Origin of the sequence: Streptomyces lateritius, from assembly GCF_014649715.1 — a bacterium.
In the GTDB taxonomy this organism is placed as follows: Bacteria; Actinomycetota; Actinomycetes; order Streptomycetales; family Streptomycetaceae; genus Streptomyces; species Streptomyces lateritius.
Map to the genome: position 1 here is coordinate 160,404 of NZ_BMTO01000011.1, position 22,294 is coordinate 182,697.

Genomic DNA, 22,294 nt, shown 5'->3' on the forward strand with positions numbered 1-22,294 from the left:
TCGGAACCTTTCACGGCCTCTGCCCCTCTCCCCCGGCGAGAGAGATCAACACCGGAGGTCGTCCCCTTGCACCGCATACGCCCGCGCACCCTGCTCGCCCCCACCGCCGCGGCCCTCGCGCTCGCCGCCCTCACCGCGTGTTCCGGCGGCGCGGCGACCGACGACGGGAAGGAGGGCGGGCAGGACGCGCCACGTACACGGATCGCGGTGAACCTCAGCGGCGACCGGGCCAGGGCGGGCGAGCCGGTGGTGGTGACGCTCGCCGAGGGCGAGCTGCGGCAGGTCACCGTGACCGATTCCCGGGGCGCCCGGCTCGACGGGACGGTGTCCGCCGACAAGAAGCGCTGGACCTCCGGCCGCAAGGCCGCGCCGGGGACCGCCTACGCGGTCGAGGCGCGGGACGCGGCCGGCGGGAGTGCGCGGGCCGAGTTCACCACCGCCGCGGCGGAGAAGGTCAACAAGCTGACGCTGGCCCCGGGCAAGAACACCACGGTCGGCATAGGGCAGCCGCTGTCGATCGTCTTCGACCACCCGGTGAAGAACAAGGCCGAGGTGGAGAAGCACCTCAAGGTCACCACCTCGAACCGCACTGAGGGCTCCTGGGGCTGGATGACGGACTGGTCCGGCAAGGACCGCGTCGACTGGCGGCCGAAGGAGTACTGGAAGTCCGGCACGAAGGTCACCCTGAACGCCGAGCTGAACGGCGTGGACTCCGGCTCGGGCGGCTGGTTCGTCCGCGACTACACCACCGGCTTCTCCGTCGGGACGAGCCAGGTGGTCAAGGTGGATCTCGACGCCCACCGCCTGTCGCTCGTCCGGGACGGGCAGGTGGTCCGGGAGGTGCCGATGTCCGCCGGTACGCCGGGCGGCGAGAAGGCGTCCTGGCGCGGGAAGGCCGTGCTCATGTCCAAGGAGGGCACCATCAACATGCGCTCCGAGACCGTCGGTCTCGGCGACGCCTACGACAAGATGGTCGACTACTCGATGCGGCTGACCTGGTCGGGGATGTACGCGCACGCGGCGCCCTGGAACGCCGCCTACTTCGGCAACGCCAACAGGAGCTCGGGCTGCATCGGCATGAGCGACGGCGACGCCAGGTCCGTGTACGAAGAGGTGCGGGTCGGCGACCCCTTCGAGATCACCGGGTCGGACGCCAAGGGGACGCAGGCGCTGAACAACGGCTACGGCGAGTGGAACCTCTCGTGGCCCGAGTGGCGGACCAGGAGCGCACTGCGTTGACACCGCGTCCAATAATCGTTACCGGCACGTAACTTACCGCCAGTTACCACCGGTAAGTCGCACCGGTTACCGTCGGGTCACTTTCACTGCCCCCCATCAGTGATCCCCAGTGAGGAGTGACCCGTGCGCACAGCCTTGGTCTTCGCCGTCTCGGCCGCCCTCGTGGCCGGGACGGCCGTCGGGCTCGCCCCCGCCGCACACGCCGCCGCCACCACCGACGCCGCCGGCGCCGCGGAGTCGGGAATCCGGTTCGTCGACATCTCCGGCGACGGCGGCACCGTCCTCAAGGCCAACGTCGTCACCCCGGCCGGCGCCGACGGCTCCGCCCGGTACCCCTTGATCGTGCTCCCCACCAGCTGGGCCATGCCTCAGATCGAGTACCTCGTCCAGGCGCGGAAGCTCGCCGACGCCGGTTACGTCGTGGTCAGTTACAACTCGCGCGGTTTCTGGCAGTCCGGGGGCGAGATCGAGACCGCCGGACCGAAGGACGTCGCCGACGCCTCCAAGGTCATCGACTGGGCCCTCGCGAACACCCCCGCCGACCCCGCCGAGGTCGGCATGGCGGGGGTGTCGTACGGCGCTGGGATCAGCCTCCTCGCCTCCGCGCACGACAAGCGGATCAAGGCCGTCGCGGCGCTCAGCGGCTGGGCCGACCTCATCGACTCCATCTACAGCGGTCGCACCCAGCACCTCCAGGCCGCCGCGCTGCTGGGCGGCGCGGGCTACCTCACCGGCCGCCCGGGCCCCGAACTCCAGCGGATCCTGGGCGACTTCCTCTCCTCCGACCTCTCCAAGGAGGAGGAGATGATCGCCTGGGGCAAGAAGCGCTCCGCCGTCACCCACCTGGACCGGATCAACGCCAACGGCACGGCGGTCATGCTCGGCAACGCCTGGGGCGACACGATCTTCCCGCCCAACCAGTACGCGAGCTTCTACGAGAAGCTCAAGGGCCCCAAGCGCCTGGAGTTCCGCCCCGGCGACCACGCCACGGCGGAGGGCACCGGCCTGCTCGGTCTGCCCAACGACACCTGGACCAACGCCCACCGCTGGTTCGACCGCCACCTCAAGGGCGCCGACAACGGCATCGACCGCGAGCAGCCCGTGCAGCTCAAGTCCCGTTCCACCGGTGGCTACGAGGGCTACCCCGACTGGAAGTCGGTGGGCGCGCGGCAGAAGAGGATCGCGCTCGACGACACCGAGCACGTCTGGGCGAACGTCGACTCCGGTGCCAACGGCGGTGTCGTGCTGCTCTCCAACCTCCTGGACCAGTTCTTCCAGGCGCCGCCCGTCGCCTCGATCCCGCTGCTCCCCCGGGCCTTCGCCGGTGTGTGGCAGTCCGAGCGGTACGACTCCGTCCAGCGGGTGCGGGGCACCGCGAAGCTCCACACCACCGTCACCGCCACCAAGGAGAGCGGCACCCTCGTCGCGTACCTCTACGACGTGGGCCCGCTCGGCCTCGGCAAGCTGGTCAGCAATGCCCCGTACACCTTCCACGGCAAAACGTCCGGCACGCCGTTCTCCGTCGACCTGGAGCTGTTCTCCACGTCCTACGACGTTCCGGCGGGCCACCGTCTCGCCCTGGTCGTCGACACCGTCGACCCGCTCTACATCGAGCACAACCCGACCGGCGCACAGCTGACCTTCTCGTCCCCGTCGGCCGACCCGTCGTACGTGTCGATCCCGCTGCGGGAGGAGTGATCACCGGCTGCTGCCGGGCGGGCATGGCTCCTTGCGAGCTGCTGCGAGGCCGTTACGGCCCCGCGGGAGGACCCCCACCCGGCAGCAGCCGCCACGCGCTGTGGCCGGCCGTCGGAGAGCTGGGCGGAGGACTTGTCGGCGTGGGCGGCGAGACCGACCCGGTCGAGGGGTTAGCGCGAACGCCGCCCGGCCTCCTCACGCTTGTGCCACCGGACCTTGATCCGGGCCAGGGAGAAATCGGCGAGAACGGTCTTGCGCGCGAAGAGGCTGAACGACGGGAAGACCATGCCGACCTCGGCCCGCAGTCGGGCCGGCGCCTTCCCCTCCTCCGGGAGGGGCTTCCGTCGATGACGATCTCGCCCGGCTCGACGGCCCAGGCGGTTGATGGCCCTTGCGGAGCGTCGACCTGGCCGAGCCGGGCGGCCCGATGACCCCCACCACCTCCCCGTGGCCGACCCTGAGATCGAAGTCCCGCAGGACGTGCAACGTTCCGTAGTGCTTGCTGACGCCACGCGACTCGATCAACGGATCGACGACGGCCATAGGCTGCCCTGCCTCATTTCTCAACGGTGTCGAGGTCAGCGCAAACTATCCACCACGAAAAGGCACTTCATGCCTGACACGCATGAAAACGACATAAGCCGTATTGACTGCAAAAGGTTGGATGGGGCCGGGCGGGTGGCCGGGCCGGGCCGCGAGTGCCGGCCGTCTCAGGCCTCGGCGGCCTCCGCGTACACCCGGAACAGTTCGGGCGCCCCGCTCACCGCCCAGTCGAGGCCGGCCTCGACGACATGGATCTCCCGGCCGGAGGCGAGCCGGACCACCGGCTGCCCGCCTGGCCACACGTGCCAGCTCGCGCCCGGTACGGTCCGCACGATGACCGTGCCCAGATAGAGCCCGGCGTCGTTGCCGAGCCAGGGCAGTTCCTCCGGATCGTCACGCCAGCGCGGCGGAAGCTGGTCGATCGCCGCCAGCGAGCGGGGAGTGTCGTCGAGCCTCACCCCGGCGGCCTGGGCCCTGGCGCGCAGCAGCTCGCACTCGGCGAGCAGCTCACCCACTCCCTCGGGATCGCGGTCGAGGGCCGCGGCCAGAGGGGAGGGATCGGCCTCGCGCCGCTTGCGCCAGTTGTCCAGGAACGGGATGTTCATCCGACCAGCGTCGCATTCCCTCCTCGCACCGCACCACCCGGCGCGCGGAGATCGTCACGGGCGGGACCGCGGTGGCCGGGCCGGGGTCAGGGGCGGGCGGGGCTCAGGGGCGGGCGGGGCTCAGGGGCGGGCGGCGTTCCAGCCGGTCATCTCGGCCGGGCGGTTGGTGATGACCGCGTCGGCGCCGAGAGCGTCCAGCTCCTTCCACCGGGCCGGGCTGTCCACAGTCCAGACCATCAGGGCGATCCCGGCCGCGTGCAGCTCCTTCACCACGTCCGGATCGGTGGCCAGCGCGCCGGCCGCCGGGTTGTACGCGCTCAGCCCGAGTTCCTCGGCGACCGCGACCGGATCGGGGTCGAGCCGGGAACGCAGCAGGCCCAGGGGGAGTTCGGGGGCCAGTGCGCGGGTGTGCCTGAGCGCGTCCACGTCGAAGCTCTGCACGAACACCCGGTCGGTCATGCCGTGGTCGCGGACGAGCCGGACGATCCGGGCCACCTCCTCACGGCTGTGCCTGCCCTTGATCTCCAGGAGGAGGTTCCCGCCGCGGACCCGCAGATCCTCCAACTGGGCGGCCAGGGTGGGGACCCGGGCACCGGTGTAGGCGGGTGCGAACCAGGAGCCCGCGTCGAGCGCGTCCAGCTGCGCGGCGGTCAGTGCGCGGATGGGCCCGGTGCCGTCCGTGGTCCGGTCGACCGTGGTGTCGTGGAGGACGTAGGGCACGCCGTCCCGGCTCGGCTGGACGTCGTTCTCGATCCACCGCGCGCCGCCCCGCCGGGCGACCTCGTCCGAGATCAGGGTGTTCTCGGGCGCGGCCGAGGAGGCGCCCCGGTGGGCGATCACCGTCATCGGCGAGCCGGCCGAACGCATCAGGGTGTTCGAGGGCGTCCGGGCGGCCTTCTCGTCGTCCGCGGCGGTGGGGGCGGCGGTGGCACGCACCGCGGCCTCGCCGCGCGGCGGTGACGCCTGCCCGGCCGTCGCGCATCCCGACGTGAGACCGCATGAGGCCGCGAGGAGGAGCGCGGCCCCCGCGGCGGCGACAGTATGACGCCGCCCGCGCGGGGCGGGGGCGGCCGGGACGGAGGGCGGGACGGCGGGCTCGATCACGCCCCACACCCTAGAGGGCCGCCACGACGGAGCGGCGGACCGCCCCGCCCTGCCTGCCCCGGGCGTCCGGGGCAGGTTCCAGGCCGGGTCCGTAAAAGTCCCGCCTGGCCCGCGATGGCTGGCACGCACGCTCGCTGCGTTGTCAGGAGCACCAAGTACGTCCAGTGCGAGGGCGACCCTCCGCCTTGCGATCGCACGCACCAGGCGCCGCGACCTGGCCTGCGGGCAGACGGCGCTGCTTTCCGGACACGACCTAGACGTCGAGGTCGACGACGACCGGCGCGTGGTCGGAGGCGCCCTTGCCCTTGCGCTCCTCACGGTCGACGTAGCTGTCCTTGACCGCGTCGGCGAACGGCTGGTTGCCGTAGACCAGGTCGATGCGCATGCCCTTGTTCTTGGGGAAGCAGAGCTGGCGGTAGTCCCAGTACGTGAAGGGGTGGTCGTACTTGAGGGGGCGCGGGACCACGTCGGTGAGGCCGGTCTCGCGCAGACCGGTCAGGGCGGCCCGCTCGGGCGCGGTGACGTGCGTGGCGCCGTCGAAGACGCCGATGTCCCAGACGTCGTCGTCGGTCGGGGCGATGTTGAAGTCACCGAGGACCGCGAAGGGCCGCTCGGCGGCCGCGTCCTTCGCCACCGCCGCCTGGAGCGCCTCCAGCCAGCGCAGCTTGTACGCGTAGTGCTCGTGGGCGACCTCGCGGCCGTTCGGCACGTACACCGACCAGACGCGGACCGGGCCGCAGGTCGCCGAGATCGCCCGCGGCTCCTGCACGCCTTCGTAGCCGGGGCCGCCGGGCAGTCCGTGGACGACGTCCTCCAGGCCGACGCGCGAGATCAGGGCCACTCCGTTCCACCGGCCGGTGGCGTGCACCGACGAGGCGTACCCCAGCTCGCGCAGCTCGTCGGTGGGGAACTGCTCGGCGGCGCACTTGGTCTCCTGGACGCACAGCACGTCCGTGCCGCTGCTCTCCAGCCAGGCGAGGAGACGGGGCAGCCGGGCGGTGATCGAATTGACGTTCCAGGTCGCGATGCGCATGAGCGCAAGCCTAACGGCGGGGTGTGACAGTCGCGGTTCCCCCGCGGTCGGGCCGTCAGAGCCGGGTGGAGTCGCCCGGGGTGAGGCGGCTGTGGTCCGTGCCGCCGAGGGCGCCGATCTGCCGGTCGTAGATCGGCCGGGCGAGGTCGGTGAGCAGGGCGTCGTGGACGTCGAAGGCCCGGCGCGGTTTGACCTCCCGTACGTAGTCGATGACCTCGGAGATCTTGTTCCAGGGCGCCATCACGGGCAGCAGCAGCGTGTCCACGGGGTGGTCGGGGACGGTCAGTGCGTCGCCTGGGTGGAAGACGGCACCGTCGACGAGGAAGCCGATGTTGGTGACCCGCGGGATGTCCGGGTGGATCACGGCGTGCAGCTCGCCGTGCACCTGTACGTCGAAGCCGGCCACGGTGAAGGTGTCGCCGTGGCCGACGGTGTGGACCCGGCCGGGGAAGGCCGCGGAGATCTTCTCGGCGACGCTTCGCAGCGTCCAGATCTCGGCCGCCGGGTCCGCTTCCAGGGCCGCCCGCAGCCGGCCCTCGTCGAAGTGGTCGGGGTGCTCGTGGGTGACGAACACCGCGTCGGCGCCGAGCGCGGAGTCCTCCTCGCTGAAGCCGCCGGGGTCGATGACGAGCGTCCGCCCGTCCTTCTCCAGCCGGACGCAGGCGTGCGACTTCTTCGTCAGCTTCACAGGACTCCACCTCACGACGGTGCGGAAGACGGTGCGGACGGGCGAGGTCAGCCTACGCCTGGGGCGTGGTCTCCTCCTTGATCACCCGGCCGACCACGCGCAGGGCGCTCTCGGCGGCGGGAAGCCCGCAGTAGACCGAGGTCTGCAGGACGACCTCGGCGATCTCGTCGGGGGTCAGTCCGTTGCGCAGCGCGGCGCGGGTGTGGTCGGCGAGCGCGTCGAGGTGGCCGCCGGTGATCAGGGCCGCGAGGGTGACGCAGCTGCGAGTGCGGCGGTCGAGGCCGTCCCGGCTCCAGAGCTCGCCCCAGGCGTAGCGGGTCACGAGCGACTGGAGGTCGGCGGCGAAACCGTCCTGGAGTACCTGGTCCACGTGCGCGTCGCCGAGGATCTCGCGGCGCAGCTTGAGCCCGGTGTCGTACGGGTCCGGCCGGACGGCTCCGGCGGGCTCGGGCTCCGTGCCGGCGGCGGCGATCTCGGCGACGGGCACGACCGGGGCGGAGACGGGCGGCATCGGCGGGGCGGGCAGGGCGCTCTGCGTGTCGTGGACGACGCCGGCGAAGTGGTGCGTGAGCAGCTCGGTGACGGCGGCCGGCTGCTCGACCGGGGCGAGGTGGGAGGCGCCGGGGACGACGGCGAGCCGGGCGTCGGCTATCCCGGCGACCAGCGTGCGGGCCTCGGCGGGGCCGGTGACCTGGTCCTCGGAGCCGACGAGGACGAGGGCGGGGACGCCGATCCGGCCGAGGGCCTCACGGACGTCGAAGACGGCGAGCGCCTCGCAGGCGCCGATGTAGCAGCCGGGGTCGGTCGTGCGGACCATCTGCACCGCCCACTCGACGATCGCGGGCTGGGCGGCGGCGAACCCGGGGGTGAACCACTGCTCGGGCGCGGTGCGGGCGATCGGCTCCAGGCCGTTGGTGCGGACGATCACACCACGCTGGCGGAACTCGTCGGCGCTGCCGAACCGGGGCGAGGCGGCGACCAGTGCCAGCGAGGCGACCCGGTGGGGCGCCCGCAGCGCGAGGTCGAGGCCGACCGCGCCGCCGATGGAGCAGCCCGCGTAGCCGAAGCGCTGGACGCCCAGATCGTCGAGGGTGGCGAGCAGCCGGTCGCCGAGCTCGGCGACGGACATGAAGGGGCGGGCGGGGGCACCGCCGTGGCCGGGCAGGTCGAAGCGGACGACGCGCCACTGGCGGGTGAGTTCGGGGATCTGCCGGTCCCACATGTGCAGCGTGGTGCCCAGCGAGGGCCCGATGACCAGGACTGGAGCGTCTTCTCGCCCGTCGAGGCGGTATTGCAGGGTGTTCGTCGGTGTCTCACTCACCCGCAAGACCCTCTCATCTCTCTCCGTCTCCCACAGCGCCGGGTCGAACCCAGCGGCTCCTCCTGCCGCTCCGCGTGCCGCATCGTGGGCACTCGACGTCCACGATGCGGTCCGCCGGGTGGCGGATCTCGTCGCTCTGCCACTGAAACCGCAGGTCAGAGCAGTAAACACGAGTCGTCAGGTGGCGCAATACTGCGGCAACACCATGGGAGTGCTTCTCCTTGTACGTTCCCTGCCATGCCAGCCGAACCCGCCCCCGCCGCCCTCCCCGTCGCCGCCGCGCGCCGCCGGCGGCTCCGTGCGGACCGGGCCCGGCAGCTCGCCGACCTGCTGCGCCACCAGATCCTGGCGGGCGGCTTTCCCGGCGGGGTCCTGCCCCTGGAGGACGTCATCGCCGCCGATTACCGGGCCAGCCGCAACACCGTCCGGCAGGCCCTGGACCTGCTGCGCGGCGAGCGACTCGTCGACCGGCAACCCGGCGTCGGCACGGTGGTGGTCTGCGAGAAGTACCCGCACGGGCTCGACCGCCTCCAGGGCCTGGCCGAGACCCTGAACGAGCACGGGCGGGTCACCAACGAGGTCCGCACCGTCGGGCCGGTCACCGCCCCCGGCCCAGTGGCCCATCGGCTGGGCCTGCCCGAGCACACCGACGTGCTGTGTATCGAGCGGCTGCGCCGCCTGAACGGACTGCCGCTCTCCCTGGACCTGTCCTACCTGCCCATGGACGTGGGCGGAGAACTGCTCGGCTGCGATCTGGAGAACACGGACGTGTTCCGGCTCCTGGAGTCGCTGACCGGCGGTCCGCTCGGTCATGCCGAGATCACCCTGGAGGCCGTCAGCGCCGACGCGCACTCCGCCGCGGTGCTCCAGGCCCCGCGCGGGGCCGCCGTACTGATGCTGGAACGACTGACCTGTCTGGCCGACGGGCGGCCGGTGGACCTGGAGTTCATCCGGTTCCGCGGCGACCGCATCACCATGAGCGGCGTGCTGCACCGCTCCGTCTGATCCCTGAGCTCCGCTTCCGTTCCCTGCTGTTCCCGGCCCTGCCGGGCCCCTTGGAGACCACCATGCCTCTCGTTCCGCAGCGCGCCGACGTGCCCGTGACCATCGACGAGTCCAAGTGCATCGACGGCTGCACCCTCTGCGTCGACATGTGTCCTCTCGACTCACTCGCGATCCGCGAGGACGACGGCAAGGCGTATATGCACGTGGACGAGTGCTGGTACTGCGGCCCGTGCGCGGCCCGCTGCCCCACCGGCGCGGTCACCGTCAACATGCCCTATCTGCTCCGGTGAAAGGCCGAACTCCCATGCCCCGCACGAGGGTCCCCCTCCTCCCGCTTCTCCCGGTCGCCCTGCTGCTCCCCCTGGCCACCGCCTGCGGCGGTTCGGCCGACGCCGACGGCGACGCCGACACGAAGACGGTCACCGTGACCGTCGGCTACCAGTCCAAGACCATCAACACCGTCACCGCCGGCACCCTGCTGCGCTCCCTCGGCTACTTCGAGGAAGAGCTCGCGACCCGCGGGAGGAAGGACGGCATCACCTACAAGGTCGCCTGGCAGGACTACGCGACCGGCGCCCCGATCACCGCCCAGATGACCGCAGGCAAGATCGACATCGGTTCGATGGGGGACTTCCCGCTGCTGATCAACGCGGCCCGGGGCAAGCAGCTGGGGCAGCCGACCCGACTGGTCGCGATCACCGGCTACAACCTGCGCGGCGGCCTGAACACCGTGGTCACCGCGCCCGGTTCGACTCTGCGCTCCCTGGCCGACCTGCGCGGCAGGAAGGTGTCCACCAGCGTCGGATCGGCCGCCGACGGCACCCTGGTCCGAGCCCTCCAGAGGGCCGGCATCGACCCGGACAAGGACATCCAGAAACTCAACCAGCAGCCCAGCGTGGGCGCTTCGGCCCTGGCCGCGGGCAACGTCGACGCGCTTGCCCAGTTCGTCGCCTGGCCCGGCAAGCTGGCCTTCGAGGGCAGGGCCACCGCTCTGTACGACGGGGCCGAACTGAACCTGCCGACCTTCCACGGGGTCACGGTCCGGGAGAAGTTCGCCGAGGAGCGGGCCGGGATCCTCGACGACTTCCTCAAGGCGCAGCGGCGGGCCACCGACCACCTGCGCGCCCGTCCGGTCGCCGCGGCCGAGTCGGTGGCGAAGGTGACCGGGCTGCCGGCCGAGGTGGTCTACCTCTACAACGGCGCCAACGGCATCGCCACCTTCGACCCCCGGCTCCGCCCGGAGCTGATCGCCGCGCTGAAGGAGGACGTGCCGGTGCTGAAGGCGGCCGGGCTGGTGGGCGACGTCGACGTGGACGCCTTCGTCGACCAGGCACCGCTGCGGCGGGCCGTACGGTCCCCGGCCTACCCGGAGGCGACCGCGGCCAAGCCCGAACTGTGGCTGAGGGGCGCGACCGCCACCCGCTCCTTCGCCAGTCCCAAGGAGCTGCTCAAGGCCGTCGAGGGTGCCGACGTGCGGGCCGCGTACGTGCCGGACGCGCTGACCGGCACCCTGTGGTTCGCCGACAAGGCGGTGTGGGTCGCGGACGGCACCGAGCTGCGCGCCTTCGTCACCCCGGCCGGCGCGCAGAGGTACGTCGGCCGTCACGCGGGGGCCCGGATCATCCGCTACGCGGACGCCGTGAGGCTGGCGTCATGAGCGGGGGCCGCCGACTGCTCCGCGTGACCTCCTTGGCCGCGGCCCTCGGGGTGTGGCAGCTGCTGACCTCACTGGACGTCAACCTGTGGCTGCGGTTCGAGCAGTTCCCCACGGTCGGCGAGGTGGCCGCCGCCTTCGCCGACCGCGTGGGCACCGCCCCGTACCGGCAGGACCTCGGCCACAGCCTGCGCCGGATCGTGGTGGGCTTTCTGCTGGCCGCGGTGGCGGGGGTGGCGGTCGGAACGGCCGTCGCCCGGTCCCGGTGGGCGGCCGACCTGCTGGGGCCGCTGGTGGAGGTGGTGCGGCCGGTGCCGGCCATCGCGCTGGTTCCGGTCGCCATCCTGCTGCTGCCGACCAACGAGCAGGGCATCGTGTTCATCACCTTCACCGCCGCCTTCTTCCCGGTGGTGGTGTCGACCCGGCACGCGGTCCGGGCGCTCACCCCGGTCTGGGAGGAGGCCGTGCTCACCATGGGCGGCGGCCGGCTTCGGGTGCTGTTCTCGGTGGTGCTGCCGGGAGCCCTGCCGGGCATCTTCGGCGGCCTGTCGGTGGGCATCGGCGTCTCGTGGATCTGCGTGATCTCCGCGGAGATGATCTCCGGCGAGTACGGGGTGGGCTACCGCACCTGGCAGGACTACACGATCGTCGACTACCCGGGGGTTTTCGTCGGCATGGCCACCATCGGCGCCCTCGGATGGCTCACCTCGACCGCGGTGGAACTGCTGGGCCGCCGCGCCACCTCCTGGCTGCCCCGCCCGGCCGCGCGGGGAGCCGCCGGCGCACCGCGTCCGGCGTTCCGCGGGGCCGGTCGCACCCGCGCGGACACTCCCGCCGAACCCGCGGCCACCGTCCGCACCGCTGTTCCCCGGAAGGAGCCGGTCCCATGAGCACCACCGTCCTGCCCGCCGCATCCGAGCCGGCCGGATCCGAACTCGCCCTGCACGACGTACGGCTCGGCCACGCGGACGGCGCTGCCGTCCCCGGGACGGTGGCGCTGCGGATCGCGCCCGGGGAACTGCTTGCCGTGGTCGGGCCCTCCGGCTGCGGAAAGTCCACCCTGCTGCGCACCCTCGCCGGGCTGCTGCCCCCACTGGACGGGCAGGTCACCCAGGACGGTGAGCCGATCGGCCGGCCCACCGCCGACCGGGCGCTCTTCTTTCAGCACGACGCCCTGCTGCCCTGGCGTACCGCCCGCGCCAACGTAGAACTACCCCTTGCGATCCGTCGGGTGGCCCGGGCCGAACGGCGGCGGTCCGCGGCCGACTGGCTGGACCGGGTCGGTCTGGCCGGGCACGCCCACAAGCTGCCGCACCAGCTGTCCGGCGGGCAGCGGCAGCGCGTCCAGCTGGCCCGCGCCCTGGCCGGCCGGCCACGCGCGGTCCTGATGGACGAACCCTTCGGCGCGCTCGACGCGCACACGCGCGCCGAGATGCAGGACCTCCTGGTCGACATCCTGCGAGACACCGGCGCCACCGTCGTCTTCGTCACCCACGACGTGGACGAGGCTCTGCACCTCGGCGACCGGGTCCTGCTGCTCGGGTCCGGGCGGGTGCTGGACGTACCGCACCCGCGTGAGCGCGACGCCCGGCACGCGCCCGGTACCGCCGAACTGCACCGCCGCATCCTCGACTCCCTCTGAAAGCCACCCGAAAGGCACCTCCGTGGACACTCTGGTGGACACCCCGCCGGCCATCCCCGCCCTCGCCGACGCGACCGAACTGTCCTGCGACGTCCTGGTCATCGGCGGCGGCACCGCAGGCACGATGGCCGCGCTGACCGCCGCCGGACGCGGCGCGCAGGTGCTGCTGCTCGAGAAGGCGCACGTCCGGCACTCCGGCGCCCTCGCCATGGGCATGGACGGGGTCAACAACGCGATCATCCCGGGCCGTGCCGAACCCGACGACTACGTCGCCGAGATCACCCGCGCCAACGACGGCGTCGTCGACCAGTCCACCGTCCGGCAGACCGCGACCCGCGGTTTCGCGATGGTCCAGCGCCTGGAGTCGTACGGGGTGAAGTTCGAGAAGGACGAGCACGGCGAGTACGCGGTCCGCCAGGTGCACCGGTCCGGTTCGTACGTGCTGCCGATGCCGGAGGGCAAGGACGTCAAGAAGGTCCTCTACCGGCAGCTGCGGCGTCGTGAGATGCGGGAGCGGATCCGCATCGAGAACCGGGTCATGCCGGTCAGGGTGCTGACCCACCCGGGCGACGGCCGGGCCGTCGGCGCGGCCGGTTTCAACACCCGCACCGGGGAGTTCGTCACCGTCCGGGCGGGCGCGGTGATCCTGGCCACCGGGGCATGCGGCCGGCTCGGACTGCCCGCGTCCGGCTACCTGTACGGGACGTACGAGAACCCCACGAACGCGGGCGACGGGTACGCGATGGCCTACCACGCGGGGGCCGCCCTGACCGGGATCGAATGCTTCCAGATCAACCCGCTGATCAAGGACTACAACGGGCCGGCGTGCGCGTACGTCGCCAACCCGTTCGGCGGGTACCAGGTCAACCGGCACGGCGAGCGGTTCGTGGAGTCCGACTACTGGTCGGGACAGATGATGGCCGAGTTCGCGGCCGAACTCGCCTCCGACCGGGGCCCGGTGTACCTCAAGCTCAGCCATCTCCCGGACGAGACCATCGCCTCCGTCGAATCGATCCTGCACACGACGGAGCGTCCCACCCGCGGCACGTTCCACGAGGGCCGCGGCCACGACTACCGCACCCACGACATCGAGATGCACATCTCGGAGATCGGACTCTGCGGCGGGCACTCCGCCTCCGGGGTACGGGTGGACGCGCACGCCCGCACCACCGTGCCCCGGCTGTACGCGGCCGGCGACCTGGCCTGCGTACCGCATAACTACATGATCGGCGCGTTCGTCTACGGCGATCTGGCCGGCGAGGACGCCGCGCGCCACCGGATGTACGAGGGCGAGTTGCCCCGTGACCAGCTGGCCGCCGCCCACGACCTCGTCTACCGTCCGCTGCGCAACCCCGACGGGCCGCCGCAGCCGCAGGTGGAGTACAAGCTGCGGCGGTTCGTCAACGACTACGTGGCGCCACCGAAGACCGGCGCGAAGCTGTCCCTGGCGGTGGCGGCGTTCACCCGGATGTCGGAGGAGATCGCCGGGATGGGCGCGCGCACCCCGCACGAACTGATGCGGTGCGCTGAGGTCACCTTCATCCGGGACTGCGCGGAGATGGCCGCCCGGGCCTCACTGGCCCGGACCGAGTCCCGGTGGGGCCTTTACCATGAGCGGCTGGACCACCCGGGGCGGGACGACACGGACTGGCTGCACCACCTCGATCTGCGCAAGTCCCCTTCGGGAGCGATGGAGTTCACGGCACGGCCGGTCGAGCCGTACGTGGTGCCGGTGCCGGAGTTCGCACCGGCGCCGGGGCCGGAGCGGCGGCTGGGCGAGGTCGCGCTGGTGCCGGTGGCGACGGCCGGCCCGCGGGACGCCGCACCCGCCGCCCGCCCGGCCCCGCCCTCGGCCGCACCGAGCGTGGCAGCGCCGGCCACGGTCGAGGCCCTCGACGTCTCCGCGCCCAGCCCCGCCCTCCTCCGCCTGCTCTCTCTCACCGAGGAGTCCCCCGACCTGGACGCGCTGCGCCCCTACCTGGACGCCGCCGACCCGGCTGTGCGGGCGGCCGCCGTGGCCTCCCTCGCCGAGACGGTGCCGGCCGGCGCCGGACCCGCGCTCGCCGAGCGCCTGCGGGACACCACACCTCAGGTCCGGACCGCCGCCGCGGCCGCGCTGCGCGAACTGGTCGAAGTACTGCCCGCCGAGGCGCTGTTGGGGGCGGGGCTGCGGGAGGCGCTGGGCGTCGACGACCCGGCCGTCCGGGCCGCCGCGCTCGACGTGCTGCGCGCCCTGCGGCTGGGCGACGCCGGGGCGTACGCCGCCGCGCTCGCCGACACGGACATCGACGTGCGCATCACCGCCGTCCGGGCCCTGGTCTCGGTGGACGCGGCCGCGGAACTGGCGGCCGCCGCGGCCGACCCGGCCCGCGAGGTCCGGGTCGCGGTGGCCCGCGGCCTCGCGGCCGTGCACGCCCCGGCCCCCGCGCCGCTCGACCCGCTGCTGGACGACGCGGACCCGCTCGTCCGCGCCGCCGCGCTCGCCGCACTGGCCGCCACCGGGTGCCCACCCCTCTACGCCGAGCAGGCCGCGGCGGCGCTCGAGGACCCGGCCTGGCAGGTCCGGGCGGGTGCCGCGACCGCGCTCCGCGCGGCGCCGCCGGCCCGGGCGGTCCCTGCCCTCTCCGGGGCCCTGGCCGACCCGAACGCGGACGTCCGCAAAGCCGCCGTCCTCTCGCTCCTCCCCCACGCCGCCGAGCCCGGGGCGCGGGCGGCCCTCACCGCGGCCGCCTCCGATCCGGACGCCGACGTCCGCGCCTACGCGTCCCGCGCGGCCTGATGGAGGCGGTCAACCGGGGGCCGTACGAACGGACAGGCTCGCCATCGCCTCCCGAGCCGCACCCGCGCGGCCATGGCTCCCGCGCCCCAACGGCGATGAGCGCCCACCGCGGTGTACCCCGTACCCGATGACGCCTGGTACTCGGACCCGAAGCTGATCGCCGGGCAACAGCACCTGGCGGCGGCGGTGTCCGGAGGTGCGGGGCGCGTCGGCCACGGCAACCTCCGAACGGAGAGGGGCGTTGCTCAGAAGTCACCGGGCGGCAGCGGCAGGGGCAGCCCGGGCAGGCCGTCGATGCTCTGTGCGATGTGGTCCTTCTTGGTGAAGTACGCGCTCAGCGAGGCGTCGTCCTCACGCGAGAAGCGCTTGCCGTGCAGGTCGCGATCTTCGTCGTACGACATGAAGGGCACCCCGTATCCGCAGGAGTCACGGACGAGTTCGGCCGTCACCACGATGATCGCGCGCAGCCCGTGCCGAGTCGGGTCGATGTCCGGGAAGTGCGCGAGCAGTTCCTTGAAGCGCGGGCCGTCCCGGAAGACGGGCTCGCCCCGGCCGTGCACCCGAACGATGTTGGGCGGCCCCTGGAAGGCGCACCACATCACCGTGATCCGGCCGTTCTCCCGCAGGTGTGCGACGGTCTCGGCAGTGCTGCCGGCGAAGTCGAGATAGGCGATCCGCTTCTCGTCGAGCACCGCGAAGGAGCCCTTGAGGCCCTTGGGGGAGAGGTTCACCGTGCCGTCGGCGGCCAGCGGGGCGGTCGCGGTGAAGAATATCGGCTGCTGCTCTATGAAGGTGCGCAGCCGACCGTCGATGCGTTCATAAGTCTTTCCCATGCCTAAGAATTATGTAAGGAAACTTTTCACCTGTCTAACGAATCCGACCGCGTCTGGTACCCCCTGCCCCACGGCGCCGGCCTGGGGCTCTGCAGGATCGTCCGCGAACTACGGATCCTCCTGGGCACTGGGAACGGCGCGTGCCCTACCCGCCGGCGCGGCATGCCCGCACCGTCGTCGCCACGCCCCACCGGCGGCGGTCCAGTCCGCGTCGCCTCAAGGCCCGAACCGGTCAGGACAGCGTCATGATCCCCAGGGCCGGAGGGCACTCCAACTGCCGCCGGCCGCGGCGAACACCAACTCCGAGCCCTCGAAGGCTTCCTACGCGCTCCTCGGGTGCAGGTTGCCGAAGCGCTCGGGCGCACAGGTCCACCTGCAACAGCGTGTCGAAACGGGTGAACTGCGGGGGATCGTAGAGTGCCCAGGCGAAGCCACGGCTCTCGTCGATCCGGAATCGCTCCACTCCGAACAAGTCCAGGCACACCGGCTCCCAGCGAAGGCCCTCGCCCATCACCCGGGCGTCGATCACGAGCCTGGCGACTCGCCCCCGCGCCTGTGGACCGAATTCCTGATCAAGCACGACCCGGCGGACGCACGAGTCGCCGAATTCGTAACGGGCCAGCAGCGCCGCGATCCCGTCCTCGGTCAACACATACGGTCCAAGTCTCCGCGCCGGCACCGGCGGCCTGAGATCCACGCCACTCCTCTGTCGATTCGACCAGCGTCAGAGGAACAGCCACGCCGGACCCTCGGGGACGCTCGCAGGCGAACAGTTCGCCGACCGCCGACGCGCCGGCCCACCAGCACACGCGGACGCCGGCGGCACCTGACCGAGCCGTCCCAGGTGGTCGCCTGCGAAAGACCGCCGATGCCGAAGACGGGCCCGTGGGTGGTGGTGCTCGGGAGCCGACCCTCACCTTGAAGCGTCGAGAACGGGTAAGTGCGGGGGCTTGGCCGCCGCCGCCGACCATCAGCAGGCAGCGGCGTCCTCTACCGTCGCTCGCACCTTCAGGACGGTGTCGACTCCGGTGAGCTCCAGGAGCCGCTGTACCTGGTCTGTCGGCGCGGCCACGCGCAGATCGGTCGCCCGGTGCGTGAGGATCAGCAGGTTCAGAAGCGTCGAGTCCGCGAACGTGATGCCGGAGGCGTCCAGGACCACCTTCCGGTGCCTGTCGGCCGCGGTGTCGAGCGCGGCCGCCAGAGGGGTGATCGAGTCCATGTCGTAGGAGCCGCATGCGACGACGACCCAGGTGTCGCGCAACTCGTACTGCATCACCGCAGCCCGGTCGGGTACGTGCGCTTCAGCCTGTTCCGTCGGCTGGTCCGTGGTCCCACCGGCGTTCTTCGTGCGCCTGGGTGTGACGGCCTGGTTCGAAGACACCCCTGGTCCCTCCCGTGACTCGCCCGCAGAATCATGTCAGCTGTTACGCGAAAAGTATGTCATGTATTCCGCTTCCGGCAACGACGGTCCTTAGAATGCCTCCATGGTTGGAGTGCCCGAATCTCACACCGGCTGGACGTTCATCACCAATCACGCGCGCGTGCTGGCGGCCATCGCCGACAACCCGAACGTCCGGATCCGCGACATCGCCGCCCACTGTCGGCTCACAGAGCGTGCCGTCCAGCGGATAATTTCTGATCTTGAGCAGGACGGTTACCTCTCCCACACCCGCGACGGGCGTAGCAACACCTACCGCATCGAGCCGGACAAGGTGCTGCGCCATCCGGCGGAAGCGGGCCTGCCCGTGGCCTCCCTGCTCTCCCTGCTCGTGCAGGACGAAACCGACCGCAACAGCAAGCCGGGGGCCCTGTCATCACGTCTGGCGGATGCCGGCGGGGCGAGGTAGAGGAGGATCAGCTCCCGATCGCGGCGCACCCCCTCGACCCGCCGCCTCGGCGCCGCCCCCTCCGTGCCGCCGCTCCCGGCCGCCCGTGAGCGACAACCGCCGCCCTCGCGCCTGCGCCGTTGCCGACGCGATCGGCGTCGGTGCGCCGTGACGGGGTAGTGGCACCCTGACGCACACGCCTGGATGAGGACGGACGAACGGGAGAGCGCATGGCGGTCGACCTCGTCGGTTTCCTCGGCGTGGTGCTGGTGGCGTACGTGGTACCCGGCCCGGACTTCCTCGTGGTGGTGAGAGCGGCGGCCGAGGACCCGTCGAGAGGGCGAGCCGCCGCATTGGGTGCGCAAGCCGGCTTGTGCGTGCACATGCTGGCCGCTGCCGTTGGACTCGCGGTCATGGCCGCCCGCTCTCCCGCGGTGTACAACGCGATCAAACTCCTGGGCGCCGCGTACCTGGTCTACCTAGGGGTGCGGGCGGTTCTCGCCGCCAGGCGTCCGGCCGGGGCTCCGCCACTGGAGGCCGGGCCCGCCGCGGGGCCGGCGCGGTCCGGCTTCGCGGAGGGCCTCATCACCAACGTCCTCAACCCGAAGGCTGCGCTCTTCTTTCTGAGCGTCTTGCCTCAGTTCGTGGCCGGCGACGGTTCGTTGTGGCAGCAGATCCTTTTCCTCGGGATCCTGGACGTCCTCATCGGGGTCGTCTACTGGTTCGCCCTCGTCCTGATCGCCGCACGACTGCGGGCCTTGCTCGCCCGGCCGAAGGTGCGTCACCGCTGGGAGCTGACCACCGGCTGGCTGTTCATCGCCATCGGCATCGGGGTCGCCACCGTCGCCTGACTCCGCTCGGCGGGGCCCCCGTTGCCCCACTCTGCCGCCTCCACCACCTTCGTCTCGTCGATTCCCTCAGCAGCCGCGACCGCGACCGACAATCAGCGAGGGAGCAACCCGGGCTCACGCACCGTCAGCCGAGGCTTCGTCTGCGGTCCCCGGTCGACTGCGGTGGGATGCTGCGCAGCCGGCGGGCAGGACGCCTGCTCGGGCCGGTCCTGCGTGCGCCCTCCTCGCAGCACCGGTCTGCGGTCTGGTCGGATTCCGCGGGTGCCACCGCCGGGGCGAGAGCGATCGCAGCGACGACCGCCGTCACCACGACGAGGATGATTCCGATGCTCACGGACATGAGTCCCGCCTTTCGCCTTGACCTTTACCTCTTGTGACTACAGAGCGTTTCCCATATGGCGCACTGTAAACACAGGGAGTGACAATGGGGGCGGGTCAGCCGGCCAGGGGGCACGTCGATGACCCCGCTGGCCCCATGCAGGAGCGGGCTGTCAACGCGGACCGCCCGTCACGGAGTTGCGTCAGCGAGTGGGTGCCGAGCACCCACTCGCAGCTCCGAAGCACCTTCCCCGTCAGTCGCACAACACCCCGTGGCGGTCGCGGAGTCAGCGACGCGCCAGGGGGCACATGTACAGGAACGGGCCGACGGTCGGCCAGGCAGGAGGCGTGGCAATGACGGAGGCATCTCACCCCGTGACGGCGGCGGAAGCGGCCCGGTCGGCCCTGGAGGAAGTCGTGGATCCCGGCGCCAGGGCGGTGGCCCTGGCCTTGCTGGCGGTGCGGGAGGAGCTGGCGGCACTGGCTGAACGGACGGGCAGTGTCGACACGCGGCTGGAGCAGGTGAACCAGTACCTGGGAGCCCTCGCCAACAAGCCCTGACCATGGGCCGGCTCAGGACCACGACGCTTCCCAGCCGTCGCCGGGTGGTCCCGGCCGGCCGTTCAGTGCATGAGATGCCCGTGTGAGGACATGTGGGGCGCCAGTGAGCGGGCCCGCTCCCACATGCCGTGGAACTGCTCGGTGGGGCGCTGCTGTTCACCGTGCAGAGCGTTGAGGATCACCAGGCCGCCGGTCACCGCGGGGACGGCCCACTGCGTGAACGCCAGGTGCCGTGCGCGCGCTCGGTGTCGATGGGGTGCTTGGCGGCCTTCTCGGCGTCCTGCGGGTCGGAGGAGGACGCGAGTTCGATCTTCTTGCCCAGCATGCGGCTGTAGGCGGTGGCGGCAAGGGCCGCACCGGTCAGGACGCTCTTGGCGAGGGTGGAGGCGGCGGCGCACGCCGCGCAGCATCGTGTTGCGTGGCGGCATGAACGGCTCCCTCGGGGCGGACGGTAGAAGCGCCGGCGCGGTTGCCGGTGTCCTGTCGACCCTCGCGCACCGCGCGGGCGGCCGCCATCGCGACTGTTACGAACGGAGCAGGCGGCACCACCCGGGTGGTGGGGCCGAAGGGGGGCGCCGCCGGGTGAGGGCACCCGCTCCGGCCCCGTCCCACGCCACCCGGCAGCAACGTCCGACGATGCCGGCCTGCGTGCTCCGAGCGGGCGGGCGTCAGTCCGTGGACAGAGCTTCGAGCAGGTCGCCGACCTTGGGATCCGGGAGCGCGCGGGCGACGTCGGCCTGGGCGACGATGCCGACCAGGCGGTGCCCGTCGATCACCGGCAGGCGGCGTACCTTGTGCGAGGTCATGGTCCGCAGGATCTCCTCGGCGTCATCGTCGGCGCCGATCGTGACCGCCTCGCCCTGGGCGAGGTCGCCGGCCTTGACCTCGGCCGGGTTCTTGCCGACCCCGAGGACCTTCACGACGATGTCGCGGTCGGTGAGCATGCCCTTGAGCTTGTCGTCCGTACCGCAGATCGGCAGCGCGCCCACCCCCAGCCGGGTCATCTTCTTCGCGGCGTCGAGCACCGTCTCCTCGGCGCCGATGCACTCCGCGCCTTCCGTCATGATCTCGCGAGCGGTCGTCATCCGGGCAGCCTCCCTGCTTTCCTCGTCTACGCGGTCTTCCGCACCCATCCGGGTGGGACGAGACACGCGTGCCCGCCCCTGGGCTTCGAGTAACGCCCAGTGCCGGCTCTCCACCCCGCCGACTGCCAACGGCTACTGCGGCTGGCCGCGCTGGTCGAGGAAGCAGCTCATGAGGCGGGCGGCGGTCACCGTACCGGCGAGACGTACCTGGTCGCCGTGGCGTTCGATCACCGCCACGAGGGGGCTGTGGGTGCGGGCCATCAGCGCCGCGACCTCGACCGCGGTCGCGTCCGGTCCGACGTACGGCGGGGGGAACAGGCGGCGGGGCAGCCACTCAGCGACGGTGAGCCCTCGGAGCCGCTCGGCGATCTCGGCGTCGATCGCTCCCCCGGCGGCGGATGCGACGAGCGGATCGTCGATCACATAGTCGGGAAGCACCTGCCGCAGGACCTGCGAACCGGGCACGATCGCGTGCGGCTGCCCGTCCGCGTCCAGCACGAGCAGGGCTGGCAGCGACTGCCGGGCCAGCAGACGGGCCGCGTCCATCGCGTCGTCGTCGGTCGTCACGAACGGATACGGCTCGGCCAGATCGCGGGCACGCACAGCACTCTCCTCACCGGGTGAAGCCGACGACATGCGCGGTGCCCGCCGGCCCGCGGTGTTTCACGCTCAGCCCGCCACAGACAGCCGCTCCATGCCATCCTCACACTCCACCGTAGGCCTGCCGGCACCGGTCCGGGGCGCGGATCAGACGCGGGATCGGGACGTCGTCCTACCGATGTGCCGGTCGGCTCGTCGCCCGTACCGCGTCCCTGATCAGCTCGGCGACCTGGGTGGGCTCGGACAGGGCGACGGCGTGGGAGGCGTCCGGGAGCTCGACGACGACGGCTCCGGCCCGCCGGGCGCCGTAGCGCTGGACCTCGGGGTTGATCGCACGGTCGGCCCCGGCCACCAGGGCCCAGGACGGCTTCGTCAGCCACGCGGCCGCGGAGGCCGTCTCGGCGAAGGCCGCGGCGGCCAGGGGGCGCTGGACCGCTGCCAGGACGGTGGCGACGTCCTCGGTCACGTCCGCGGCGAAGACGGCGGGGAAGGCCGCCTCGTCGATGGTGACCTCCACGGCGGAGTCGCCGTCGAGGAGCGGGTACCTCCACTCCTTCAGGCTGCTCGTCAGGGGGGAGTCGGGGAAGCGCGCCTGCAGCTCGCCGAGGCTCTCGCCCTCGCGCAGGACGTACGCGGCCACGTAGACGAGCCCGACGACGTTCTCCTCGGTGCCGGCCACGGTGATCAGCGCACCGCCGTAGGAGTGGCCGACGAGTACGACGGGGCCGTCGATCTGGGAGACGACGGAAGCGACGTAGGCGGCGTCCGAGGCGAGGCCGCGCAGGGGGTTGGCCGGCGCGATCACCGGAATGCCACGGCTCCGCAGTTCCCAGATGACGCCTATCCAGGCCGCCGCGTCGGCGAAGGCACCGTGCACGAGGACGACGGTGGGGGTGGGGGTGGTCATGG

The 22,294-nt window shown here is 71.9% G+C and carries 23 protein-coding genes and 2 pseudogenes; 11 read left to right on the forward strand and 14 right to left on the reverse strand.

Annotated elements, in window-relative coordinates; genetic code table 11:
* The first annotated feature begins 66 nt into the window (after positions 1–66).
* Positions 67–1,239, forward strand: a complete 1,173-nt coding sequence (locus tag IE136_RS23180; RefSeq protein WP_189601283.1) for a L,D-transpeptidase — start codon at positions 67–69, stop codon at positions 1,237–1,239.
* A gap of 123 nt (positions 1,240–1,362) precedes the next feature.
* Positions 1,363–2,937, forward strand: coding sequence for an alpha/beta fold hydrolase (locus tag IE136_RS23185; protein ID WP_189601284.1), 1,575 nt, complete (start codon positions 1,363–1,365; stop codon positions 2,935–2,937).
* A gap of 83 nt (positions 2,938–3,020) precedes the next feature.
* Here the strand turns inward: IE136_RS23185 and IE136_RS23190 are convergent.
* The 6 genes and pseudogenes from IE136_RS23190 to pcaDC all read right to left on the reverse strand — a co-directional run.
* A pseudogene (locus IE136_RS23190) lies at positions 3,021–3,480 on the reverse strand (ATP-binding cassette domain-containing protein); the annotation flags it as partial.
* Positions 3,481–3,647: 167 nt separating this feature from the next.
* A complete protein-coding gene (locus IE136_RS23195) occupies positions 3,648–4,085 on the reverse strand; it encodes a DUF6278 family protein (protein WP_189601285.1) in 438 nt (145 codons plus the stop codon).
* Between the two features lie 120 nt (positions 4,086–4,205).
* A complete protein-coding gene (locus IE136_RS23200) occupies positions 4,206–5,189 on the reverse strand; it encodes a glycerophosphodiester phosphodiesterase (protein ID WP_229819055.1) in 984 nt (327 codons plus the stop codon).
* A gap of 253 nt (positions 5,190–5,442) precedes the next feature.
* A complete protein-coding gene (locus tag IE136_RS23205; RefSeq protein ID WP_158991970.1) occupies positions 5,443–6,222 on the reverse strand; it encodes an exodeoxyribonuclease III in 780 nt (259 codons plus the stop codon).
* Positions 6,223–6,277: 55 nt separating this feature from the next.
* A complete protein-coding gene (locus IE136_RS23210) occupies positions 6,278–6,910 on the reverse strand; it encodes an MBL fold metallo-hydrolase (RefSeq protein WP_189601286.1) in 633 nt (210 codons plus the stop codon).
* Between the two features lie 52 nt (positions 6,911–6,962).
* On the reverse strand, positions 6,963–8,231 hold the full coding sequence (gene pcaDC / locus IE136_RS23215) for a bifunctional 3-oxoadipate enol-lactonase/4-carboxymuconolactone decarboxylase PcaDC (protein WP_189601287.1): 1,269 nt from the start codon (positions 8,229–8,231) through the stop codon (positions 6,963–6,965).
* 237 nt (positions 8,232–8,468) lie between these two features.
* On the opposite strand from pcaDC, the gene IE136_RS23220 reads away from it, so the two are divergent.
* The 6 genes from IE136_RS23220 (at position 8,469) to IE136_RS23245 (ending at position 15,311) form a co-directional block, all read left to right on the forward strand.
* Positions 8,469–9,236, forward strand: a complete 768-nt coding sequence (locus IE136_RS23220) for a GntR family transcriptional regulator (protein WP_158991964.1) — start codon at positions 8,469–8,471, stop codon at positions 9,234–9,236.
* 62 nt (positions 9,237–9,298) lie between these two features.
* Complete coding sequence (locus IE136_RS23225) at positions 9,299–9,526, forward strand: 4Fe-4S dicluster domain-containing protein (RefSeq protein ID WP_017236562.1); 228 nt, start codon at positions 9,299–9,301, stop codon at positions 9,524–9,526.
* A 14-nt stretch (positions 9,527–9,540) separates the two neighbouring features.
* A complete protein-coding gene (locus IE136_RS23230; protein WP_189601288.1) occupies positions 9,541–10,893 on the forward strand; it encodes an ABC transporter substrate-binding protein in 1,353 nt (450 codons plus the stop codon).
* Entirely contained in the window at positions 10,890–11,780 is an 891-nt protein-coding gene (locus tag IE136_RS23235) for an ABC transporter permease (protein ID WP_189601289.1), read from the forward strand. The genes IE136_RS23230 and IE136_RS23235 overlap by 4 nt, the downstream gene beginning before the upstream one ends.
* A complete protein-coding gene (locus tag IE136_RS23240) occupies positions 11,777–12,532 on the forward strand; it encodes an ABC transporter ATP-binding protein (protein WP_158991958.1) in 756 nt (251 codons plus the stop codon). The genes IE136_RS23235 and IE136_RS23240 overlap by 4 nt, the downstream gene beginning before the upstream one ends.
* Before the next feature lie 22 nt (positions 12,533–12,554).
* A complete protein-coding gene (locus IE136_RS23245) occupies positions 12,555–15,311 on the forward strand; it encodes a fumarate reductase/succinate dehydrogenase flavoprotein subunit (protein WP_158991956.1) in 2,757 nt (918 codons plus the stop codon).
* A 245-nt stretch (positions 15,312–15,556) separates the two neighbouring features.
* Here the strand turns inward: IE136_RS23245 and IE136_RS23250 are convergent, their stop codons facing one another.
* The 3 genes from IE136_RS23250 to IE136_RS23260 form a co-directional block, all read right to left on the reverse strand.
* The gene (locus IE136_RS23250; protein WP_189601290.1) at positions 15,557–16,144 is read right to left on the reverse strand and encodes a pyridoxamine 5'-phosphate oxidase family protein; all 588 of its coding nucleotides are present in this window, start codon (positions 16,142–16,144) and stop codon (positions 15,557–15,559) included.
* A gap of 232 nt (positions 16,145–16,376) precedes the next feature.
* On the reverse strand, positions 16,377–16,796 hold the full coding sequence (locus IE136_RS23255; protein WP_189601291.1) for a hypothetical protein: 420 nt from the start codon (positions 16,794–16,796) through the stop codon (positions 16,377–16,379).
* 318 nt (positions 16,797–17,114) lie between these two features.
* Positions 17,115–17,525, reverse strand: coding sequence for an STAS domain-containing protein (locus tag IE136_RS23260; RefSeq protein ID WP_373309113.1), 411 nt, complete (start codon positions 17,523–17,525; stop codon positions 17,115–17,117).
* Between the two features lie 103 nt (positions 17,526–17,628).
* Between IE136_RS23260 and IE136_RS23265 the strand changes: the two genes are divergently transcribed.
* Positions 17,629–17,991, forward strand: coding sequence for a helix-turn-helix transcriptional regulator (locus IE136_RS23265; protein ID WP_158991949.1), 363 nt, complete (start codon positions 17,629–17,631; stop codon positions 17,989–17,991).
* Positions 17,992–18,200: 209 nt separating this feature from the next.
* Positions 18,201–18,821, forward strand: a complete 621-nt coding sequence (locus tag IE136_RS23270) for a LysE family translocator (RefSeq protein WP_189601292.1) — start codon at positions 18,201–18,203, stop codon at positions 18,819–18,821.
* Positions 18,822–18,945: 124 nt separating this feature from the next.
* Here IE136_RS23270 and IE136_RS23275 read toward each other — a convergent pair whose 3' ends face one another.
* Entirely contained in the window at positions 18,946–19,161 is a 216-nt protein-coding gene (locus IE136_RS23275; RefSeq protein ID WP_158991945.1) for a hypothetical protein, read from the reverse strand.
* Positions 19,162–19,493: 332 nt separating this feature from the next.
* On the opposite strand from IE136_RS23275, the gene IE136_RS23280 reads away from it, so the two are divergent.
* Positions 19,494–19,700, forward strand: coding sequence for a hypothetical protein (locus IE136_RS23280; RefSeq protein WP_158991943.1), 207 nt, complete (start codon positions 19,494–19,496; stop codon positions 19,698–19,700).
* A gap of 62 nt (positions 19,701–19,762) precedes the next feature.
* Here the strand turns inward: IE136_RS23280 and IE136_RS23285 are convergent.
* From IE136_RS23285 to IE136_RS23300, 4 genes and pseudogenes are all read right to left on the reverse strand, one after another.
* Positions 19,763–20,088, reverse strand: a pseudogene (locus IE136_RS23285) (hypothetical protein); the annotation flags it as partial.
* A 280-nt stretch (positions 20,089–20,368) separates the two neighbouring features.
* Positions 20,369–20,785: a CBS domain-containing protein gene (locus tag IE136_RS23290; RefSeq protein WP_158991941.1), complete on the reverse strand. Its 417-nt coding sequence runs from the start codon at positions 20,783–20,785 to the stop codon at positions 20,369–20,371.
* Positions 20,786–20,917: 132 nt separating this feature from the next.
* Positions 20,918–21,388: a CBS domain-containing protein gene (locus IE136_RS23295; protein WP_158991939.1), complete on the reverse strand. Its 471-nt coding sequence runs from the start codon at positions 21,386–21,388 to the stop codon at positions 20,918–20,920.
* A 169-nt stretch (positions 21,389–21,557) separates the two neighbouring features.
* Positions 21,558–22,292 carry an alpha/beta fold hydrolase gene (locus tag IE136_RS23300; protein WP_189601293.1) on the reverse strand — a complete coding sequence of 245 codons (735 nt, stop codon included), beginning with the start codon at positions 22,290–22,292 and terminating at the stop codon, positions 21,558–21,560.
* Between the last annotated feature and the right edge of the window lie 2 nt (positions 22,293–22,294).

Coding starts and splice junctions, on each gene's coding strand:
- IE136_RS23195 (WP_189601285.1), bottom strand. CDS start 4,085: ATGAACATCCCGTTCCTGGACAACTGGCGCAAGCGGCGCGAGGCCGAT.
- IE136_RS23205 (WP_158991970.1), bottom strand. CDS start 6,222: ATGCGCATCGCGACCTGGAACGTCAATTCGATCACCGCCCGGCTGCCC.
- IE136_RS23220 (WP_158991964.1), top strand. CDS start 8,469: ATGCCAGCCGAACCCGCCCCCGCCGCCCTCCCCGTCGCCGCCGCGCGC.
- IE136_RS23225 (WP_017236562.1), top strand. CDS start 9,299: ATGCCTCTCGTTCCGCAGCGCGCCGACGTGCCCGTGACCATCGACGAG.
- IE136_RS23230 (WP_189601288.1), top strand. CDS start 9,541: ATGCCCCGCACGAGGGTCCCCCTCCTCCCGCTTCTCCCGGTCGCCCTG.
- IE136_RS23235 (WP_189601289.1), top strand. CDS start 10,890: ATGAGCGGGGGCCGCCGACTGCTCCGCGTGACCTCCTTGGCCGCGGCC.
- IE136_RS23240 (WP_158991958.1), top strand. CDS start 11,777: ATGAGCACCACCGTCCTGCCCGCCGCATCCGAGCCGGCCGGATCCGAA.
- IE136_RS23250 (WP_189601290.1), bottom strand. CDS start 16,144: ATGGGAAAGACTTATGAACGCATCGACGGTCGGCTGCGCACCTTCATA.
- IE136_RS23265 (WP_158991949.1), top strand. CDS start 17,629: ATGGTTGGAGTGCCCGAATCTCACACCGGCTGGACGTTCATCACCAAT.
- IE136_RS23270 (WP_189601292.1), top strand. CDS start 18,201: ATGGCGGTCGACCTCGTCGGTTTCCTCGGCGTGGTGCTGGTGGCGTAC.
- IE136_RS23275 (WP_158991945.1), bottom strand. CDS start 19,161: ATGTCCGTGAGCATCGGAATCATCCTCGTCGTGGTGACGGCGGTCGTC.
- IE136_RS23280 (WP_158991943.1), top strand. CDS start 19,494: ATGACGGAGGCATCTCACCCCGTGACGGCGGCGGAAGCGGCCCGGTCG.
- IE136_RS23290 (WP_158991941.1), bottom strand. CDS start 20,785: ATGACGACCGCTCGCGAGATCATGACGGAAGGCGCGGAGTGCATCGGC.
- IE136_RS23300 (WP_189601293.1), bottom strand. CDS start 22,292: ATGACCACCCCCACCCCCACCGTCGTCCTCGTGCACGGTGCCTTCGCC.